Origin of the sequence: Aquiflexum gelatinilyticum, assembly GCF_024813435.1 — a bacterium.
Classification (GTDB): Bacteria; Bacteroidota; Bacteroidia; order Cytophagales; family Cyclobacteriaceae; genus Cognataquiflexum; species Cognataquiflexum gelatinilyticum.
In genome coordinates this window covers 460,484-482,027 of the sequence record NZ_JANAEZ010000002.1, presented here as the reverse complement: position 1 = coordinate 482,027, position 21,544 = coordinate 460,484, and the positions used below count along the sequence as shown (strand labels likewise).

General features: G+C 40.9%; 15 protein-coding genes. 6 read left to right on the top strand and 9 right to left on the bottom strand.

Features of this window, described 5'->3' with window-relative positions; genetic code table 11:
* Positions 1-24: 24 nt before the first annotated feature.
* From NK987_RS06620 to NK987_RS06595, 6 genes are all read right to left on the bottom strand, one after another.
* Positions 25-441 carry a cytochrome c maturation protein CcmE domain-containing protein gene (locus tag NK987_RS06620; RefSeq protein ID WP_113924050.1) on the bottom strand — a complete coding sequence of 139 codons (417 nt, stop codon included), beginning with the start codon at positions 439-441 and terminating at the stop codon, positions 25-27.
* Positions 442-514: 73 nt separating this feature from the next.
* On the bottom strand, positions 515-760 hold the full coding sequence (locus tag NK987_RS06615) for a CcmD family protein (RefSeq protein ID WP_241139887.1): 246 nt from the start codon (positions 758-760) through the stop codon (positions 515-517).
* The gene (ccsA, locus tag NK987_RS06610; RefSeq protein WP_258422881.1) at positions 757-1,437 is read right to left on the bottom strand and encodes a cytochrome c biogenesis protein CcsA; all 681 of its coding nucleotides are present in this window, start codon (positions 1,435-1,437) and stop codon (positions 757-759) included. Before ccsA ends, NK987_RS06615 begins: the two co-directional genes overlap by 4 nt.
* 437 nt (positions 1,438-1,874) lie before the next feature.
* Entirely contained in the window at positions 1,875-2,663 is a 789-nt protein-coding gene (locus NK987_RS06605) for a hypothetical protein (protein ID WP_259263218.1), read from the bottom strand.
* A 405-nt stretch (positions 2,664-3,068) separates the two neighbouring features.
* On the bottom strand, positions 3,069-3,734 hold the full coding sequence (locus NK987_RS06600) for a heme exporter protein CcmB (protein WP_113924047.1): 666 nt from the start codon (positions 3,732-3,734) through the stop codon (positions 3,069-3,071).
* Between the two features lie 34 nt (positions 3,735-3,768).
* A complete protein-coding gene (locus NK987_RS06595; RefSeq protein WP_259263217.1) occupies positions 3,769-4,602 on the bottom strand; it encodes a formyltransferase family protein in 834 nt (277 codons plus the stop codon).
* Between the two features lie 204 nt (positions 4,603-4,806).
* On the opposite strand from NK987_RS06595, the gene htpG reads away from it, so the two are divergent.
* From htpG to NK987_RS06580, 3 genes are all read left to right on the top strand, one after another.
* Entirely contained in the window at positions 4,807-6,690 is a 1,884-nt protein-coding gene (gene htpG, locus NK987_RS06590) for a molecular chaperone HtpG (protein WP_259263216.1), read from the top strand.
* A gap of 713 nt (positions 6,691-7,403) precedes the next feature.
* Complete coding sequence (locus NK987_RS06585) at positions 7,404-8,564, top strand: 6-bladed beta-propeller (protein ID WP_259263215.1); 1,161 nt, start codon at positions 7,404-7,406, stop codon at positions 8,562-8,564.
* Positions 8,565-8,841: 277 nt separating this feature from the next.
* Positions 8,842-9,981 carry a 6-bladed beta-propeller gene (locus tag NK987_RS06580; protein ID WP_259263214.1) on the top strand — a complete coding sequence of 380 codons (1,140 nt, stop codon included), beginning with the start codon at positions 8,842-8,844 and terminating at the stop codon, positions 9,979-9,981.
* Between the two features lie 301 nt (positions 9,982-10,282).
* Here NK987_RS06580 and NK987_RS06575 read toward each other — a convergent pair whose 3' ends face one another.
* The 3 genes from NK987_RS06575 to NK987_RS06565 all read right to left on the bottom strand — a co-directional run bounded on the left by NK987_RS06575 (position 10,283) and on the right by NK987_RS06565 (position 19,859).
* Complete coding sequence (locus NK987_RS06575; RefSeq protein ID WP_259263213.1) at positions 10,283-17,743, bottom strand: S8 family serine peptidase; 7,461 nt, start codon at positions 17,741-17,743, stop codon at positions 10,283-10,285.
* A gap of 104 nt (positions 17,744-17,847) precedes the next feature.
* Positions 17,848-18,003 (bottom strand): hypothetical protein, encoded by a 156-nt coding sequence (locus tag NK987_RS06570; RefSeq protein WP_258422887.1) that lies wholly within the window; start codon positions 18,001-18,003, stop codon positions 17,848-17,850.
* A 233-nt stretch (positions 18,004-18,236) separates the two neighbouring features.
* Positions 18,237-19,859 (bottom strand): tetratricopeptide repeat protein, encoded by a 1,623-nt coding sequence (locus NK987_RS06565; protein ID WP_259263212.1) that lies wholly within the window; start codon positions 19,857-19,859, stop codon positions 18,237-18,239.
* 231 nt (positions 19,860-20,090) lie between these two features.
* On the opposite strand from NK987_RS06565, the gene NK987_RS06560 reads away from it, so the two are divergent.
* The 3 genes from NK987_RS06560 to NK987_RS06550 all read left to right on the top strand — a co-directional run bounded on the left by NK987_RS06560 (position 20,091) and on the right by NK987_RS06550 (position 21,533).
* Complete coding sequence (locus tag NK987_RS06560) at positions 20,091-20,507, top strand: RrF2 family transcriptional regulator (RefSeq protein ID WP_259263211.1); 417 nt, start codon at positions 20,091-20,093, stop codon at positions 20,505-20,507.
* A gap of 74 nt (positions 20,508-20,581) precedes the next feature.
* On the top strand, positions 20,582-20,854 hold the full coding sequence (locus NK987_RS06555) for a DUF2061 domain-containing protein (RefSeq protein ID WP_258422890.1): 273 nt from the start codon (positions 20,582-20,584) through the stop codon (positions 20,852-20,854).
* Positions 20,829-21,533, top strand: a complete 705-nt coding sequence (locus NK987_RS06550; protein WP_259263210.1) for a phosphoadenylyl-sulfate reductase — start codon at positions 20,829-20,831, stop codon at positions 21,531-21,533. The genes NK987_RS06555 and NK987_RS06550 overlap by 26 nt, the downstream gene beginning before the upstream one ends.
* Positions 21,534-21,544: the final 11 nt, after the last annotated feature.

Here is a 21,544-nt window from a genome sequence, read left to right as displayed (position 1 = left end):
AATGGAATCAAAGGGAAAACTAATTTACATTCCGGCTGTCTTGAGCTCGGTTTCCTGATATTTGGAAGGGCACTTCATCAGGATTTTGTCTGCAACAAACAGGTCTTGGTCTTTATAAGCACCGATGACCACCACTTGTTCAGCCCTTGAAAAATCCGGCGGAACCGGTTCATTGTAAAAGACCTTCTGTTCTGTGCCTTCATTGTCCACCATCAGGAAATAGAATGAAGTCTTATCCTCATTGACTTCGATCCCGACAACATCACCGGTTTGGGCCTTCTTCAGTTGACCCACCACGTGGATGGCCTTGTCATCGCCTTTGGTTTTCATGGCTTTGGCGTTGGAAAAACTTTCGTAAGTACTGGCATCCCCGATCATTGACATGATGATGATGATCGCGACAGCTATGATTCCCAAACCAATTATATGTCCCTTTTTCATTTTGGTAGATTATATTTTTGATGGGTTCAGGAGCAAATTCTTTTAGATTTTACTTCCTTCCTCCCTATTAATGTTATTCTTCTTTCAATTGTTTTTCAAGACGGGTTACTTTCCTATCCGTATTGATCACATAAACCAATAATCCCGCAAAAACGATCCCGATGATGCCTACCAAAACGTAGATTTTTCCCTCGGACCGCATCACATCCGCCATTTCAACGGTGGAGTTTTGGTAATCGTTTTCATTGATTTCAATTTTCTCCTGTCCGAAAGCACTCAGACTGAATGCCATGAACAATATTATTAACCACTTTTTCATGATACCTGATTGATCAATTTATCTTCTAACTTCCTTTCAATTCTTCTCAGCCTGACCCTTATGGTACTGATCCAAGTTCCCAACAGTGTCCAGGCAATAATTGCCGGATAGAACACCATCCTGAGTTTGCTGTCCAGGTCATAGGCATTGAATCCGGGATTGCCACCGTTGCCGGGATGGAGACTATCTGTCAGTCTTGGCAAAACAAATATCAATGGTATAAAAGCCGCAAATGCGAATATGTTATAGACAGCACCGATTCGGGCCCTTTGATGGACATCAGTGAGTGAATTTCTCAAAATAAGATAGGCGAAATACATCAAAAGCCCGATGGCGGAAGCATTCTGTTTTGGATCACCGCTCCAATAATCCCCCCAAGTGAATTTGGCCCAAAGCATGCCTGTGACAATTCCCAATACACCAAACAAGATCGCCGCATTGGTAAACTCAAGCGCCATGTCATCATGCTTGAGGTCGTTGCTTCGTAGAAATTTGACGCTGAAAACCACCGCAACCATCAGCATCAATATCATTCCAAACCACATCGTGACATGGAAATGCAGTGCCCTGATCGTCTCATTCAGGATGGGTAACCTCGGTACGTCAAGGAGAAGTCCGGCTGTCAGGGTAAATGCCAACAGGGCTACAGTCAGGATTTTCCACCAATATGCTCTCATTATAATGGGTTTGATTTTTCAAGCGCAAAAATAAGGCATAAGTTCCTCATTCCTGTACTTTTCATGAGATATGTTGGTTTCTAATGCACAGTTTCTCGCAAAGACGCTAAAGCGCAAAGAAAGATAAGTTTGATAATCCCACAAAGACGGTAAGAACAAAGGAAATAAAGGAACTTACTCAATTTCGATTAGGCATAAAGAAAAGGAATCTCGAAAAAACGCTAATCCATAAAGTTAGAAGGTTTGATTTGTTTCCCGCCAAGACGCTAAGGCGCAAAAGAAAAAATAGTAAGTGAATAAACCGATGTTAACCTGCCTTTTTTTCGTTAAAATATCTTTGCGGTTTTTGCGGCTTTGCGGGGAAAAAATCCAGTTCCTCCTATTAGTTCAGTGCCCTCGCTTATAATTGAGAATTGAAGTTAAATAATTCTGACTCCTTAATCTTTCTTTACATAATGTTCCGTCCAACCATTTGGCATATCGCCTCTTAAAATCAATTCATTGCCCTTAAATTCAAAATATCTTGAAAATCCGTCATTGACCGGGGAACCTGGGATTGCCTTGGTTGGATAGATGTTGATTTTATCATTCAGAATCCGCCATGACATCATATTGGCGGCCTCAAACATTTCGGAACCACTCATTCTGTATTCTGCCGGGATCTCCTTTTGGGCATCCCTTAAACCCCTTATATCCATCACGTATTTCCCATCAGGCATAAAGGCAAACATATAATCCTTCCCTGTCATCTCACCCTTTACTTTATCTCCTTTTTCGTCAATTTTATATTGTTCCTTCAGAATCCACACACCGGTCAGCTTGTTTTTAATGTCATCAAACTGCTCCGGAAAAAGCTTTGAAAAATCATAGGCCAAATTTTTTGAAACCAAGTCCATCGTAAAAACCTCCCCGCTGCTTTTGACTGTCAATAAAAGGGTTGATTTTTCGATTTTTGCTGACACCTCCTTCTCCTCTCCAGATATTTCCATCACTCCCCTAAAACCTGACTTTTCTTTTGCCCCAAAAAATTCACTTTTTTTCATTTGCCTGTCATATAGCTGACCATAGACCATCTCCCCTTTTTGCTCCAAAGTGATGACTGAAAGTTCGCTCGCTATATTGCCGGAATATACTCCCTGTATAGTCTGGGCAAGGCCAAAAGAAATCTGGAAAAAATAAACCGCTATACATGCAAAAATCAAGATAAGGGGCTTTGCTGCTTTCATGGGAAATTTGGTTTGGTTGTGTTGGTTCAGAATAAACCACAGAAACTAAAAGTAGTTTTGGAACGTGAAAAAACCAAGTATTTAAACGGGAAGATCTCACGCGAAGACGCTGAGACCCAAATTGAGAATGTTTGATTTGTTCCCCGTGAAGACGCGAAGAAATAATTACAAGTAAATAAACTGATGTTAACCTATCATTTTGAATTAAAATCCCTTTGCGATTTTGCGGCTTTGCAGGAAAAAGTTTCTTTGCCAAAGTATACCGGCCTGTAGTCCTCCGACTGGCTTATTTTTTCTTTGGGTCTTTGCGGCTTCGCGGGAAAAATTTTGCTAACCATAGTCTGACAGCCTATAACCTTCTGACTTATTTTTTCTTTGCACCTTTGCGACTTTGCGGGACAGTCCCTAACTCCTCCACAGATATGGAAACAGGATATACGCCGTCACAGCCACGATAACATTGATCGCCATAAGCGTTACAATCTTATCCAAGCTCACTGACCAATCCAACCCATCAATGGCATTCTTTGACACCCGGATGGCCATCAGCAAAATAGGGATGATTACCGGAAAACTCAATATCGCCATCAAAGTGGCATTGTTGCTCGCCTTGGACGCTATCCCTGATACCATCGTCAGACAGGCCGAAAAACCAACCGCTCCCAATATGAGGTTCAACAAAAACATCCCCTGATCCTGAACGGGATTGCCCAAAATCACACTAAAAACCAGATATCCCAACAATGCCAGAACTAGTGTCAAAAGTGTATTGTAGATGATTTTGGAAATGATGATGGCTTCGGGAGAAGCAATCATATAATAATAGAGTTGTCGGCCCTGATGTTCCTGCACAAAGCTTTTGGCCACGGCATTGACTGCCGAAAACAGGATAATGATCCAATACAGTGCATTCCACGTCGGAACTCCGATATTGCCCTGCTTCGCTCCCACGCTGAGATACGTGATAAAAACTGCCGATACGACATACAAAAGAATGCCATTGAGCGCATACTTCTGTCTCCATTCGAGGGTGATTTCTTTTTGGATCAGAACAGCAATTTCTTTGAGCATGAGGCAAAGATAAAAAGTTTGGTGTATTCATCGGTCAAACCGATACTACCTTTTGGCCATGATGAAATACTATTTTTTCTTTCCGCGCCTTTGGTCTGAGAAGGCCTAAACTCTGTTGGGCGAGGTATCCCAAATGGTGAAACAGCGTCCTTTCATAAAGTTTGTAGTTTCTCCCTTTTTCTACCTGCACTTTTCCGGTAGGAATTTCATCACAGTTTTCGATGTCTTTCAGTATTTTGACTGCTGCCTTGGCAAGCAATTCGGAGGTCTTGATGTCTACCTGGACAAGGCTGTCTTTCGGATCCAAGGAAGGAAATACTTCAGCCAAAATATTTCCCCTATCCACGCCTTTGGTGGTATAGTGCAGGCATCCGCCAAGGTTGTCGAAATCTTTTTTTATATAGGCCCAAAACAGCGTGTCATTGCCACGATAGTGCGGCGGCATCCCATAATGCACATTGATGGCCGCGATCTTGGGGATATTGAGAATTTCTCCCTTCAAAATTGGCGCATTACAAGTAAACAAAATGTCAGGCTGCAGAGACTTCAAAAATTCAAGTCCTTTTTCTGTATTGATTTCGGCAAAGGGAAAGCTAACCTTTTTGAAATCATGGTTTTCGGCTTTAATATGCTTGGTTTTATTGTGTATCGAGATCTTATGGAACTTATGGAAAAACCTCAATCCATTCCTATCTAAAAATGATTGTGATCGGTTTTTTTTTCCTGATTTCGCTTGATTTTGGGGTTTTCCAACCAAGCCCTGTCTTTGGCCTGAATGTACAAGCGTCACATGATCGAAGTTTTTGACAATTTCATGTACGAAAATTTTTTCCCTAGGGGAACACTGACTGATGATTACTATATTCATTATTGCGAGATACTATGGGTGACTTCATGTACGAAGTAAAATAGTTTATTTTACTGACCCAACCTATACTCCGTAGCGGACTACAATATTCGACAAAATTTCGGGTATTTTTTGATTTTCTGCCAAAATGACATTTTCAGCTAATTGGAACAAGCATTGATAAAGGCTTTGTATCAATTTGTATTCACTAAAACGAAAATAGCTATGCAGGAAAAAGGTACCATCTCGATACATACCGAGAATATCTTCCCGATCATCAAGAAGTTTTTATATTCTGACAATGAAATCTTCCTCCGTGAACTGGTTTCCAATGCGGTAGATGCCACACAGAAAATCAAAAGATTGGCGACTTTGGGCCAATACAACGGCGAACTTGGCGACATCACTGTCGAAGTGGCTTTTGACAAAGACAAAAAAACCATCACCATCTCCGATCGTGGACTTGGCATGACTGCCGAGGAAATCAAAAAGTACATCAATCAGATTGCTTTCTCCGGTGCGGCTGAATTTGTGGAGAAATTCAAAGATGCCAAAGACGCCAATGAAATCATCGGCAAGTTTGGTTTGGGTTTCTACTCCGCATTTATGGTGGCTGACAAGGTGGAAATCAACACCCTTTCCTATCAGGAAGGCGCAGCAGCGGCACGTTGGACCTGTGACGGCAGCACCGAATTTGAAATCAGCGCCGGAGACCGTACCGAAAGGGGAACAGAAGTCACTTTGTTTATCAACGCCGATTCTGAAGAGTTTTTGGACAAATGGAAGCTTCAGGGCATCCTGGACAAATACTGCAAATTCCTTCCTGTTCCGATCAAGTTTGGTACAAAAACTGATTCTGTAGAAGACGGTGAAGATGCCGATGGCAAAAAGAAATGGAAGTCTGTCGAAAAAGACAACATCATCAACACCACTTCCCCGATCTGGACCAAGTCACCCAACGACCTGAAGGACGAGGATTACCTGAAATTTTACAAAGAACTCTATCCAATGGGCGAGGATCCTCTTTTCTGGATTCACCTGAATGTGGATTATCCTTTCAACCTGACAGGGGTGCTGTATTTCCCGAAAGTCAAAAACGACTTCGAAATGCAGAAAAACAAAATCAAACTCTTCAGCCGTCAGGTATTCATCACCGATGAGGTGAAGGACATTGTCCCTGAGTTTTTGATGTTGCTTCATGGGGTGATCGACTCGCCGGATATTCCGCTTAACGTATCAAGAAGCTTCCTACAGGCGGATAGCAATGTGAAGAAAATCAACAGCTACATCACCAAAAAAGTGGCTGACAAGCTTGGAGAACTTTACAAAAAAGACCGAAAAGTCTACGAAGAAAAGTGGAATGACATCGGCCTTTTTGTCAAGTATGGCATGATCAGCGAAGACAAATTTGCCGAAAAAGGAAAAGATTTCGCTTTGCTCAAAAATACCAAAGGTGAATATTTCACTTTGCCTGAATACAAAGAAAAAGTCAAGGCGATCCAGACAGACAAAAATGACCAAACCGTCTATCTCTACGCCACGGATGTCAACAAGCAGGACGGATTTATCCAATCTGCCAACAAAAAAGATTACGATGTCCTGGTGATGGACTCTCCGATCGACAGCCACTTCATCCAACACCTCGAGATGAAAGAGGAAAAAACCCAACTAAAGCGTGTAGATGCGGATGTAGCTGAGAAACTGATCGAGAAGGAGGATTCCTATGCCAACCTCCTTACCGAAGACCAATCCAAAAAGGTGAAGGAAATCTTCGAAAAAGCGATCTCCAACGCCACCTACAGCGTGGACGTGGCAGGACTCAGCCCTGAGGAAATGCCTGTGACCGTGACCATGGATGAGTTTATGCGCAGGATGAAGGACATGGCGCAGATGGGCGGCGGGATGAGCTTCTATGGTTCACTTCCGGACAACTACAAAGTAGCCATCAACGGCAACCATCCTGTGATCGACAAACTCCTCAAAACCGAGGATGAAGAGGCGCAGACCAAACTTGCCAAGCAGGCGTTTGATTTAGCCTTGCTGTCACAGGGTATGCTTACCGGTAAAGACCTGACTGCCTTTGTGAAGCGAAGTGTGGAATTGATTTAATCTTTGAGGTCTTCCAGACCTCGAAGATTTCTTATAATCTCAGAACCCTTGAGGTTTTTTTCTAAACCTCGAGGGTTTTATGTTTTCTTACAATTTACAATCCAATCCACTAATAGCATATTTGATCATTAAACCTTCGAGGTCTTGGAGACCTCAAAGGTTTCTGATAAATTCAATTCTTCACGGTTTTTAGAAACCTCAAAGAACAATCAAGCCCTTGGAAATTCCGGTTTTCAAGGGCTTTTTCATTTTATCATTAAGAGTTTAATAATTTTAATGAAAACTATTAATATTATTAAATAATTTCCATGCTATTTATGCAACTAAGACGTTGATTTTATCATTTTTTTTTTTTTACATTAGATCAAGAATTAGTTTTGCCGACAATTTTTAATTCAAATCAGTAATAAAATCAATTTTCAATCTTAAAATTTAAAAAAATGAAAAAACTCAGAATTGTTTTTGTATTCATGGTTTCATCTATAGTCTTTACATATCCCAATGAAGCGAATAGCTCAATATTGATGGGCTATGAAATGATGGATGAACCTTGCACTAGAGGTGGATTTCAAAAAAGGTGCAGATGGAATGATGCTGCTTCATGTGATGTCAGTGCTCAAACCTCCTGTGGAGGAGGCGGCCCAATTCAATGATTAACTTAAACAAAGGCAAATCCACCATTTGCCTTTGTTTTTACAAAAAACCCAAAACTCATGAGGACTCTAATCATTATTACATTTTGTATAATTCTAATCTCTTGTGGCCAAGAAAAACAAAACACTCCCGAAAGAATTGAGCTAAATTTAAAGGAATCGAAAAGGTCATTATTATCTGAGAACTTTGAAGGAATAAAATACATTCTCCTTGATTATCAGGATTCCCTTCCGATGGTTCAACCCTTCAATTTCATTTTTCACAAGAACTATATTTTTGTAAATGACCGGGTATTGGAAAATATTTTTGTTTTCTCTTCCGATGGGAAAGTTTTGAAAGTAATCAAATCAACCGGAACAGGTCCTCAGGAATTCATACAAATCAACGATTTCCAAGTTTTTGATGACCAAATTTTAATAAAAGACAATAGGTTGATGAAAATTATTGCCTTCGACTTTGATGGGAATTTCAAGTTTGAATTGAAAGAGGATCTCCCATCTTACAACTTTTATTTTTCGAACGAATTTACAACTCACTTTATGAACAACAACCTTTCAGACGGAGGATTTAATTTTATTGTAAAATCCAAAGACAAAGTCATTGATAGACAAGTGAAAATAAAAGGTGGATTGTCAGACGCTAGAATGGCTGTTGCTAACAGTTTTAAAAAGAACAATTTCAAGAACGAAGTTATCTTTACAATACCATTTTCTTATGAAATAGCCTTTTTCGATACTTTAGGAAAGTTTAAAAATACGATTGAATTTGACCTAAAGGATTCAGGGATAGACTTGGACAAAAGAATTAAATTGCGGAATGGAACCCTTGACTATGCTATTGTAAAGGAAGAAGGTTTGACAGAAATGATAAGCAGTTTTTTCCCCTTTGATCGACAATATTTTGCTTTTTTTGAAAGAGGGGGAAATGAATTCAATTACGTTTTTTTGGATCAAAATTTTAAAGTCACCAGTCAATCTAACAATTTAAAAAATGATATTGATGGAATGACAATCCGAAATGTTCCTTGGACTAGCACCAATGAACATCTTGTTTTTCAAATCAACTCCAATGAGTTCTTGGATGATTACAATAAGAAGTTTGACAAAGCAGAAAAAAAATTCCCAAATGCTTCAATCCATGATTTCATTTCTAAAAACTCCCATTTGCTAAATCAGGATAAAACCGTGTTGGTTTTGTTAAAAGTCAAAAACCCAAAATAATTCAAGCACTAAAAAAATTAAATACATTTGAAAATTCCGGTTTTCAAGGGCTTTTTCGTTTAATCTTAGATCGTTAGTAATTTTTTGATCTGAAAATCAAGCTGAAATCTATATAAAAAAGAACAATTAAACCTAAACCTTTGTTTTTACTGGTTTTTCTTTAAATTGGATCAAGGATTAGGTTAAACGACAAGCCTCCAATCTTAACAGGATACCCACCATCAAATAGAATAAACCAAATAGATTTTCCTCTAATCTTAAAAAAGGACTTCCTCTTATGAATTCAAAATGTACTTTGATCCTGTTATTTATCTTATTGGTTTCTTGCCAAAAGAATGGTGAGGAAGAACCAAATAAAACTATCAAAGTCTCCATATCTACTGAAAAAACAGAGATTTCAGAGCTTTTTTCTGAATTTGAATTCATCCATTTGAAGTATGATGAATTGATTCCTTCGATCTTTAGGGTAAAGGAATATAATGGGGACCTATTTTTACTGGACGGAAGGAAAGACAGGATTTTCAAACTTGACGAAAATGGGGACTTAGATATTTTCCTTCAAGCCTCAGGAGAAGGTCCTGAAGAATACAAATCCATCGGAAACTTTGAATTCAACCACAATTCAGGCGAGCTAATGGTTTTTGACAATGTTCAAAGGACCCTCCATAATTTTACAAATGAAGGCCAATTTTCAAACAGTTTTCTAATTAAACCTGGATTCGCAGCGTCTTATGGCAATTTTTTCCATGGACCGAAAAATGAAATCATTTTGGACATTGTTGGCGGAAAAAACCATAGATTTTTGAAAGTATTTGTGGATAAAAATGGATACGAATTGTTCCAACTTTTGGATTCAGCTTATCATGACCTGAATTATGGAAACGACAGACAGATTGCCCAAAATAAAGATGGATTTTCTTCCATTTATTCGGTAGAAAGTACAATCTTCCAAAATACCTATGATTTTATTAAGACAGATTCCATTGATCTTGATTTTGGCGAGTTTGAAATCCTAAAATCAGACTTAAAGAATTTGAGTAATAACCCAAATCTATTTTTCGAACTTATTCAAAATGATGAAAATAAGAAAGCGCATTCTTTTGGGTTGTTGGAAACAGAGAATTTTTACCATGTCTCATTTTATTTGGGGTCACTCATGAGAGGTGATTTTTTGAATACCTTGATCCATAAAGATTCCAAAAATTCAAAAACATTTAAGGGTATTAAAATCAGGGGAGTAGAACTAGAATCCATAATAATTGGGCAAATTTCTGACGACCGATTCATTTTAAGTTTGAATATCGAGTATATCAATAATCTCACGGAGGAACAAAAAGCTTCAATCTCTGAGTATATCCCGACCGATTACTTGGATGACAATCCGATTTTGCTGATTGGAAAAGTGAAAGCGTTTTAAATTTTGATATTTCAACTTTTTATAAATTCCATTCTTCGAGTTTTTCAGAAACCTCAAATAAGAATCAAGCCCTTGAAAATTCCGGTTTTCAAGGGCTTTTGTTTTGGAATGAAATTGGAAATAGATGGGTCTTATACTTCCACTATTTTGCCTAAAACAAAAAAAAAGCCCCCGATATCTCGGAGGCCTTTTTGCATAATTGAACTTAAACTATTATTAATGTAATCGAATAGGTCCATAGACCTCTTGGGTGAATCAAACAACCTTCCTGTTTTTGATCAAGACTTTTATTCTAGGTCCTTTATTCTTTTACAATTCTTCTCATGCTCTTTCCTCTCCTGTCGGTCACTTCCAAGAGGTATACTCCGGTAGGTAATGTACTCAGGTCCACGACTGTCTCCTGAGTCGGGTCACATTCTTCTTTGCTGATAAGTGGCACGCCCAAACTATTGACCAATCGCAGTGAATAGGTGCTGCTGATTTCTCCTTTTACATTTACCCTGATGATTCCTGAGGTTGGGTTTGGATAGGCAGTGATGCTGAAGAGGATATCCAAATCTTCAAGACCGCTGATCAGATCGACTTTGACAGTCATGTCGATTTTCTTCACCGCACCAAATTTATCGGTAAGTGTAAAGGTCATGACGGCTTCACCGTTTTCGGCGGTTTTGATGATGAACTTGTTGGCTGAGGCAAATACGGTCAGTACCGAATCGTTGCTGCTGCTTACCGTATAAGTAAACTCATCTCCGTCAGGATCTGCAAAATAGGCTGACAAATCATATTCTGTCAAAATGCCCGGCTTGAGGATTGAAAAAGCATCATTTTCACCGATATAAACAGGCGCCTGATTGGTATGGAGCACTTCTACAGGGATAGTCAATTCCCGCTTTGCACCATGTTCATCTGTTGCTGTCAATTTGTACAGGTAATTGCCCTCATCTCCAAACTTAGGCCTGAAGACAAGTTCCAATAAATCGGACTTAAATTTGAATGATGAAAAATCATTGCCGATAACCCCATTGACGGAAATACTGTTTTTTTCAACATCAATCACCCGCATCTGTATAGAAGTAGAATCATTTTCTCCAATGACAATAGACAAAGGCGCACTCATAAAATATGGCGCTTCGTTCATATGCAATGTAATCGGTACACGTACCACAGGTTTGGCAGGGTCATTGGATGCAATGACGATATGTGCCATCTGATCACCTTCTTTGGCAAAAGTACCGTCTACACTTACTTCCACTTTACCGGATTCGCCTTTAGCCAAAACCCCTTCCTGACCGGATTTTATTTCAAGCCAAGAAAAATTTGCGGCTTCCATTTCTCCGGCAAACATCAGCCAACCTATATTGGACATGCTTCCTTCCTGTACTTCATACCACTCACCTTCATTCAGGTAAGCATACCTGCCAGGTACATTTTCTGAGTCAGTAATGGTACCTTGAGGAAACTGATTGCCAAAAGGATGGGTCACAATGACATAGAAATCCTCATTAGGATAGATTCCGGCCGCTTCATCCAAGGCAATCCTATACCAATCCCCAACTTCATCAGAACCGTTTCCGGTAATGGTCAAGCTTCCTTTTGTTAGAAGTTTGGCATTGGCGATAGAACTTCCTCCTGCACGGATTTCTACCTCAATTTCTGCTGATGCTAAGGTTTCCATTCTGAGGAAGGTCTCCACATGAGATAGGTTGAAGCCTTCAGGTCCTGCATTGAATTTGGTACTGAGGGTAAACGGCGCCGCTCCTCCGGTTCCGATAAAGGTGTCCGGGGTTTGTTTGTCGGTATGCGAAATGGTCCTGTTATAGTCCGCATCATTTCTAGCCAAAGAGGTGTTTTCGGCTGAAGGGGAAGAAGCCAAAGTAATGGCAGGAGTAGAAGACTTATCCGCCAATTTTTCATAGCTCGCGCCTGCTGCCTCAGTTTCTCTTTGGTAATCAATGCTTACCTGATAGTTGAGATTTGACTTACCTTCTGTATTGTCAAAAGGGATTTCCCTAAGCTCCGTTTGGATGGTGTTCATGGAGACAAATATGGAATCAGATACCACTTTGATTTTAGCAGGTTCGAAGGCAGTACCTGTAAGTACAAACCTCTTTTCACCCAAGCTTGTGCTCAAAATCACTTCATCAGCATAATCCCCTTCCATTGATGGTTCAAAGACAGCTCTTGCCATCAGCTTGTCACCAGGCTTGATGGTATATATTGGCCAAAACCAGATTTCATTGATCCTTGTCCATTCCGGACCCCAGAATCCATTGACCAACATCATCAGGTTGAGTGGTCCTGTCCCGTCTGCCAATGAAGCATAACTGATGTCAAATGGCGCTGCCCCATCATTTTCAATCACCACGTCTATGGTATTGGAAATTGGATAGATCGATTCAAAGCCGACCAACTTGCTTCCAAAATTCACAGTATCAGCCATCAAAATATTGGCTTCTCCTGTTACTGTCAATTCCACTGGTTTTTCCAATAATTCTGAGTTTGGCGCATTGGAGTGGATCTTGAGCGCTTGTGAATAAACCCCACCATAAATATTGGTGGCATCCAGGGAAATGTTTCCTAAGAGGGTTGATCCCGGGGCAATGGTGTAGCGTCTGGAAGGTACGATGACATAAGCCAATCCCGAACCGTGGTCCAAAGACTGGTATTGGGAAATTGCTATCCCATCCGAGCTGTTTCTCTGCAGGCCAATGGTAGAAGCCTGGGACGTAAAGTCCGCTCCGCCGTCTTCTCTTTTGTATTGAAACTTAATGGTTCCGTCTTTGTAGAAGATGATCTGGGCAGAAACCGGATCACCCATCCCACCGAAGTTGTTCACAAAAGTGCTCCAGGTAATAATGATTTTGTCATCATAGAATTGGTAGAAAATCCCGATATCCTCTTTGGGGTGTGAAAAATCAGTAAAGCTACTGAATGTCCAATAAGGCATAATTCTCGGATCGGAGTGGTTATTGGAGGGTATGTAATCCGTGAAGAAATCCGCTGCCGGATCTTCTCCAAAAGAGATTATTCCATTGTCACCTACCTTGAAAGACTCATACTTTTGACCATAAAACTCCACGGGGAAGGGGAGCTCAAGTTCCCTCCAAAATGTATTTTCGAAATTTTCATAATCCACAAAACTCATCTGGGTGCCTGTCTTCCGTATTTCTACCCACTGATAAAATTCCCCATTGTTATATTTTTCATAGGTATAGGTAAAATCAGGTAGGCCGTTGCTTGGTGCGGTAGGTGAATTAAAACTCAACCAATTTCCTCCACCCACAGGCGCAACCTGCAATGGAGCCTTTCCGGTGTTTTCTATAGTAATCGGGAGTTCTGCTTTTTCACCAAAAGCCAAAGTATGAGAGACGGGACTGAGGTCCACATTTATAGCGGGCGCATCCACCACCGTAGCGGTCACATAGACAGTATCTTGCGATCCATCAGCATAGCTGATGAGCAGCCAATCTTCAAAATCCGCCAAAGCTGAGGTAGGAACCTCAATACTATACTTCTTAAACAATCCCGACTTAATCTCTGTAGGTTGATCCCCGGTCAATTCAAATTCGGAATCTGCGAATTGCATGCCTGTAATATCCAAACTTGCAGTTCCCGGATTTTTGATAGTGAAAGGATAACTGCGGATAGCCCCTTGGAAAATATTTCCAAATTTCAAGGTGTCAGCAGAAACTTCAGGTTTAGCCACGCCTCCGGCAATGATTTCCAATTGGACTAGCGCATTCTTTTGTCTTTGATCGGGATCATTGTTGATGATGCTGACATACCTGTTGACGATGCCCTCGGATAAGGGGCTCGTGTTCATTTTGATCTCCACTTCCCGCGATGTGCCTGGCATGAGAAGGCCTGACCCATTGACAATATCGGTGATAATGGTAGGGCCAGGATAATCCAATCCCATAGCAAGGCCACTGTATAAACTAATAGGTTTATCATAAGAATTGATCAAAACCCCGTCACTTTGTCCCATGTCTTCAATGAGAATGGTCAAGAACTGCTTGTTATAATCAGGAGTACTGAGGTCTTCATAATAAAAGCGAATATCTCCGTTGGCAAACAATACCATTTGGGCTGTGATGTTTTCACCTTCTGTCCATCCATCCCAAACGTTGTGGTATTGGACTATGACCCTATCAGACTCTACTTTGTAGAAAATCTCCCCTTTTGTCAAATAGTTAAATTGGCTTCCAAGGATAGAAATAAATCCTTTTGGACTCCAAGGGTTGTTGGGAACAGGGACATTTACTGCCCGCACACTGTTATCAAATACCGTAAAACCTTTTTTGGTGACATATAGGATCTGCATGTTTTCCCCATAGTAAGGAAACTGAAAACCCATGTCCACAGGTACATAGCTTGCATCATCAAAGAAAGTCTTGGTGATATTGATTCCTGTTCCGGAAATGTCCTGGAAATCATAATTGATTGGATTGGCTTCGGTAGGATTGTTGGACCTCAGGGTGTATCCATAATTGTGGTAAACTGATGGCCAGTTCTCGCTGATTCCGTTTGTGTCATAACCCGGAATGAAATATTTCAATGGGAATACCCCTTTGTTTTCGATGGTGACTTTGGCAGTTACTTCTTCTCCAATAGTCAGATTTTCCACTTTTTGAGTTTCGGGTGATACAGCTATTTTGGCTGTCTCTGCACCGACTCCAAACAAAGCTATCTCATAAGTCTGAGAACCATTGGTGACAGTCAGAATACCGTTGGTGTTTCCAGGTGCTGTTGGCTTAAAGGTAACTTTTACGATTCCTTCTTCACGGGCCTTGATCTGCCATGGCAGGTTCCAATCCAATTCAAATGCGGAAGAATTGGTGGTGATTACCGGGTCATTGAAATTGCCATAGCCGATATTTTCCAAAACCACTTCAAAGCTTTTTGAATCGCCCATAAACACACTTCCGTAATCAACGATATTGACATGCTTCAATTTTGGCTGATGTCCGCTGACTAATAGGTTAACTGGAATCCTCAATTCTCTGTTGGCTGCGTCGTTGGATGTAATGATCAGATTGGCTGCATAATCGCCGTTGATAAGTGTCGAAGCATCTGCTGTCAATGTCACGGCACTGTTTTCAAAACCGTTGACATCTCCTGATCCGGGCTCAAGGTGAAGGTAGGTCCCCAAATGCTCATTGTAGCTACTAGCAGTCAATGACCAAGCAAACTCAGTCGCATCGAGCAAGTCGTTTAATGGTGCCCAAGAGGCTCCTAGATCAAATGACATGAAGCAGTTTTCAGAGAAATTAGGCTGCGCTTCAAATCCGATTCCCAATGGGAATTTATTTCCTGAAGGCACATGGAATACAATCCAAAATGTACTTCCTGATTCAAAATAAATCTGTTCGTTGAGCTTGATGTAGGCAAAAGCCTCATTGTTGTCATAATTGCTATGCTCCTGGGAATAGATAAGGTTTTCTTTTTCAGGACTGTCTCCTTGATATATTTCCATGATCACAGGTCCTTTTACAGGATCATGCTTGAGGTACATCCGCACATCGGTAAGGTTAAAACCTTGCGGTTCATCGACTGTAAACTTTGCAGCAGCGGAGTTGGGTAAATTAATATCCGTATCGCCAATGATATTGGTTGGCCAATAAGCATAGTCTTTATCGACCGGCGTAAAAGCCATCGTGGTAATTTCATTGCTTCTCAGCTGAAGTTGGTTGCCTGGTACAACCTGCCTTCCGATATTTCCTTCCCTTGCGGATTTGGTTCTGCCACTTATAGGATAATTGAGTCTGCCACTGTTGTAGGAAAGGGCGGTATTCCGATGACGCATGAGGTGATTCCATCTCAAAATACCTGCTGCTCCATTAGAAATCGTAAGGTTATGACTTGCTGAAGTGCTGTTGGAAGCATCAATGGAAAGATTTATTTCCTGGCTTTCTGCATCAAGGCTGATTTTCGGACCTTCATTGGTAGTCGCATTGATCACTTGGGACAATTCAGAGGTATTTCCCCACCTGTCAGTCGAAGTGATTGCAAAGTAGTATTTGGTAAGACCCAAAAGTCCTGCTACCTCAAAAGTAACGGTACTGTCCGCAGCATATTTGTTGGGTATTGTGATTTTGGATGCTGAAGTCAGGTTCGCTGCCGTGATGCTGTCAGTATGATAAAACAATTGGAATGAAGTTGGAACATCATCATCAGTATCCACAGGAACAGTCCAGGAAAGGTTGGCGAATTCCTGAGAAATACCATCTACGCTCAGGTTGCCTATTTTCATCGGTGCTATTCCGAGGTCATTTCTAATCGCAAGTTCAGCGTTTACTGCGCCTGAACCCAACTTCCCAATGTAATCAGGATTTTGCTCATCTATATTTACTACCCCGGTCAGTAATTTCAACCGTAGTTCAGTATTTGTAAGTTGTTTTGTTCTGTTGGCAAGTGCCAAAGCAGCAATCCCAGAGACATGTGGACATGCCATGGAAGTCCCATCCAGATAGGCATATTTATCACCTGGGATCGTACTGAGGACACCGTATTTTACACCATATTCTGAGTCTCCTCCCGGTGCTGCTATGTCCGTCCAGGTTCCAAAGTTTGAGTAGGATGTTTTCTTCCATTCCGGCCCCAATGCTGTGACTGCAATCGTACTTGAAAAATATCCAGGATACCATTCCCCATCCCAGTTGTAATTGCCTGCTGCAAAAATCACAATTCCACCTTTCATAGGGCTGCCAGGAAAATCCCCCGCTTCAGCTACAAAGTAATTAATGGCATCCAATACCGATTGGTCAAATCCTCCCGGGTTGGTATATCCCCAGCTGTTTTGGGAAATGACTGCACCGTTCTCGGCAGCGTAAACATAAGACCGCTCAATGGAACCTGATCCTCCAAGAATCTGAAGTGACATGATTTTGACACCGTTGCCTGTTCCATTTCCCCCTGCTACGCCGGCAACACCAATCCCATTATTATTGACAGCGGCAATCGTACCTGCTACGTGAGTACCATGGTATTGTGGATCTATAGCTGCCTTGTTTTTGGCAAAATTGTAACCATTGAGGTCATCTATATAGCCATTGTTATCATCATCGACTCCGAGCTGTCCGTTGAGCTCTGCCTGATTTACCCAGATATTTTGCTTTAAATCTGCGTGGTTAACATCCACTCCTTCATCGTGGACAGCTACGATGATGTTATTTGAGCCGGTGGTTTTTTCCCAAGCTTCAAAAAGGTTGATATCGGCATCGTCTGTACCTGTTTGTAGTGCATTATTGTAGTGCCATTGGTCCACCAAAAGAGGATCGTTAAAAGGCATAGCGGAAAAAGTACTCGCTCCAAGTGTATGTTGCTTTACAGCATAAGGCGCCAAGACCTTCTCATGCTCAACTTCTGCAACAGCAACTTCCCCAAGCTGCTTGAATTGTCCTGCGGCTGACTTAGGGTCTACACTTTCATCTATTTCAATGATATACCAAAGATGCAGACCATGTTTTCTAAGCTTCTGCTCATTTTTGGCATCGTATGGAAACATCCGGTACATGGTATGCGCCTGTACTGAATTGGCCGCAGCATCAAAGGTAGCCATCCCGGTTGTCAGTCTGTTGTTCCTTGCGTTTACTTTGCTCTGGGGAAGCGGTGCGGTAGTGGTGGGAGTAAATTTCACCTTCACCATACCTTTTTTGATTCCTTTGTCAAATTGTGACTGCGCGATCGCTGTGATCGAGCAAAAAACAATAATCAGAGTAATCAAAACCAGGCTCCTGCCCATTAGTAGAGATTTATTCATAGTGCTGTGTTTTGAATTAGTATTTATTGAAATCTGGGTTTTAAAACATTCTGAGAGGACGGAACCCCAACAGCATTCGCTACATTTCCCAATCCAATCATGGTTTATTTTTTAGATTTAATTGTGGCCTTTTCAGGTTGGGGAATAGCAGGATTTTTATCCTTGATCGCATGGAGAAGCTTCACAAAGGCATCAATCTCAAGCTTTCTTTTTTTGATCAGTTGGTCAATCAATTCTTCATTTGGGCTCTTTTCTTCCATAAGGACCTTCCTTTATTTTTGGTGGTTAAAGAAAGTTTGGATTAGGACAGCAAAAAATTATTGGACCTTTGAATAACTACTACCAGAAAAAAATAAACCTTAGAATTAATACCGAAAACAGTTAAAATAACCTTAACATCACCTTAGCAAAAAAATATAAATATTTGTATTTCAGTGTATTGAAAAAAAATAGAAACAAATCTTCCATAGGAAAAATAATCGCTTTTAACCTGCTATAAATTGGCCAAATGGGATACCAAATTGGAATTGGTATTGGTAAGATTCAGTTTTTTGCGCAGCCTGGCCCTAGCCACTTCCACACTTTTGATGCTTTGCTGACTTACTGCAGCAATTTCTTTAGAGCTCATATTAAGCCTCAGGAAAGCGCAGAGCTTCTCGTCTGCAGGAGAAAGATCAGGATAAAGTTTGCGCAGCGTGGTATAAAACTCACTGTGCACCTGATTGAACCGGAGTTCAAATTCCTTCCATGAATCATTGTCTGCTTCTCGCTGAAGATCCAAAATTATCTCCTGAAACACTTTTTGGTTTTCGGGAAGAACACGACGCTGAAGCTTCAATAAACGCTCAGCGACGTTGTTGATCAGTTCATTTTTGCGGATCAGGTACATGACATTGGTCGTGAGTTCCTTATTCTTGATCTCAACATCCAAAGCCAGGTTTTTTTGGTTCATTTCTGTCTGACGGGCTTTGGACCGGATGATAAAGGTGATCAATACCGCTAAAATCAGCCCAACCGATAGTGCCGTAATGGTAAGAAGATATTTGAAGCGGGTTTGACTGGCTTCTTCTGACCGAATTTTTTCTTCTTTTTCAAAATCATATTGCAGTTGGAGACGGGTGATCTCCCGACTTGCCTGCTGGTTGATAATGCTGTCGTTAAATTCTTTTGATTTACGGAATGCAACCAAGGCGGTCTGAAAATCACCATTTGCTTCTGCAATTTCTGAAAGGCGGCCAAATGCTGAACTTTGAATGTCCAGAGAACCTATTTTTTCACCGATTTCGAGTGCCCTTTGGGCGTATTGTTTTCCTTTTGCATATTCCTTTTGCTGAAAGTGAAAATTACTCAGGATGACGAGAGACCTTGCCACTTCTCCCAAATCACCTATTTCTTCTCTGAAAGCCAGTCCCTTTGTCAAATATTCCAATCCTTTCTCGGGCTGATTCAATTCATTGAAATAGAGTTTTCCGATATTATTGTAGGCAATGCCCTGGGCTTTGAGTTTGGGTACCTGAAGGGCGAGGTCAAGTGCTTTTTCATAGTAAGTCAAAGCTGAATTAGGGTCTCCTTTGGTTTGGTAAATGTTCCCTATATTGTTATAGATAGAAGGAAGGACCAATTTTTTGTTTTCACCATTATTGGAAGCATTCAGGTATTCTTGTGCTTTAAAAAAACTTGCAAGCGCTTTGTCAAATTCACCCATTCGGTCATAGGCAGCGCCGAGATTGTTGTTGAGCGAAATAATGCCTGAGGTATCCTGAATTTCCTCGTAGGCTTTTAGAACATTAAAATAGTGGGTAGCCGCTATTTTATAATTTCCTTGGCTTATGGCTACATTTCCGATGGTTGTTTCTGCCAACAACTCTTTTTTCTTGAGTTTTTTTTCAATGGCAAATTCTTTTGCTTCACGTGCAAATTCCAACGCCTTCAAGTAATCGGTACCATTATAGAGATTAGAAAGCTGCATCAAGGTGTTGAATTTTGCAGTATCTGAACCGGCACGTTTCAGTGCCAACTGCAGGCTATCAAGTTTGATGATATTTTGTGAAAAAGACTTGCCCCCGTGGAAGAAGATAACCAGGAAAAATAAAAATGAATATGATAGCTTCTTCATAATAACCCATTCAGGTTGGTACAGGTGCATTCAAGATTGCAACTTAATGCAAATCCAAGAAAGTAGCAACGGATGGTCGTGAATGTCCCTTTGCAGGACCAAGATGCAGGTACGGAGTTTGTGAATATTTGGTTGTAAAAAATCAATGCAATTCATTGCAATCAGAATACCCCTTTTCGATAAGGCCTTGGTCATGTAGCCATTTTCGTTTTTTCCCTTATTTTTGTATCCATGCTCTCCAAAAAAACCAAATATGCTTTTCACGCCCTGACTTACCTTGGCAAGCACCGTGACCAAAAAACCGTGCTGATCCAGGATATTTCTGAAGAGTATGGCATCTCACATAAATTTTTGGAAAACATCCTCCTGGAACTTAGGAAAGCAGGCATACTCGGAAGCAAAAAAGGTAAGGGCGGAGGATATTATTTGATCAAAGACCCCAAAGAAATTGCCCTTTCTAAAGTCATCCGCCTACTGGACGGCCCTATTGCCCTGCTGCCCTGTGTTAGTCTCAATTATTACGAACCATGTGTGGAATGCAAAAGCGAAGCACTTTGCGGGCTCAATAAAGTCATGATCCAGGTTCGCGACGAGATGCTCAATGTGTTGGAAAACAAGTCATTGGCTGACATTTTGGACAAAGAATAAAATTTTTTACCCTAATACCCTATAATATTTATAGACTTTATATACTTTTGTAAAAGTGTTATAATGTTAACTATATGATTTTAGACCAGCCGATCAAAAAGTGGTTTGTAACCAAACAGGGCAAAGACTCCAATTTCAAGAGCTTTATGAAATCCATTTCCTGGAGAATCGTCGGGACTTTGGATACCATGGTGATCTCTTTTTTTGTCACCGGGCAGTTGGTGATGGCGATATCAATAGGATCCATCGAGGTGGTCACCAAAATCATTCTCTACTACTTTCATGAAAGGGCATGGGAAAGTGCAACAAAAATTGAAAAAGATGAGCCTAAAAAAGAATTTGCATAACCTCAGCGAAAAGATCGACAACCTTTCTCCAGTTGAGGGATTGGCATTTCTTTCTGATCTTTTCAGAGGGAAAGTGGTTTTTTCTACCTCATTGGGCCAAGAAGACCAGGTTATCACCCAAATGATCGCCGACAATTTTCTTCCCATACATATATTTTCATTGGATACAGGGAGACTTTTTCCAGAGACACTTGACTTGATAGCAAGAACTGAATCCAAATACAACACCAAAATCAAAGTCCTATACCCGGAACGTGAAACGGTCGAAAATCTGGTGGAAAAACTGGGAATCAATGGGTTTTACGAGTCTGTAGATAACAGGAAATCCTGCTGCTTTGTCAGGAAAGTTGAACCCCTGAAAAGGGCTTTGAAAGGAAACAGTGTTTGGGTAACCGGATTGAGGGCAGAACAAAGTGCCAATCGAAGCGATATGAAAAAAATCGAATGGGACGAAGCCAATCAGATCATCAAGTTCAACCCACTATTGGATTGGACATATGAAGAATTAATAGCCTATATCAACCAAAAAAATATTCCCTACAACCCGCTCCATGACAAAGGCTTTGTCAGTATCGGCTGTGCCCCTTGTACCCGGGCAATCATGCCCGGAGAAGATGCCCGTGCAGGGAGATGGTGGTGGGAAGATTCCAAAAAGGAATGTGGACTACACGCTAGATGAGAAGCGAGATT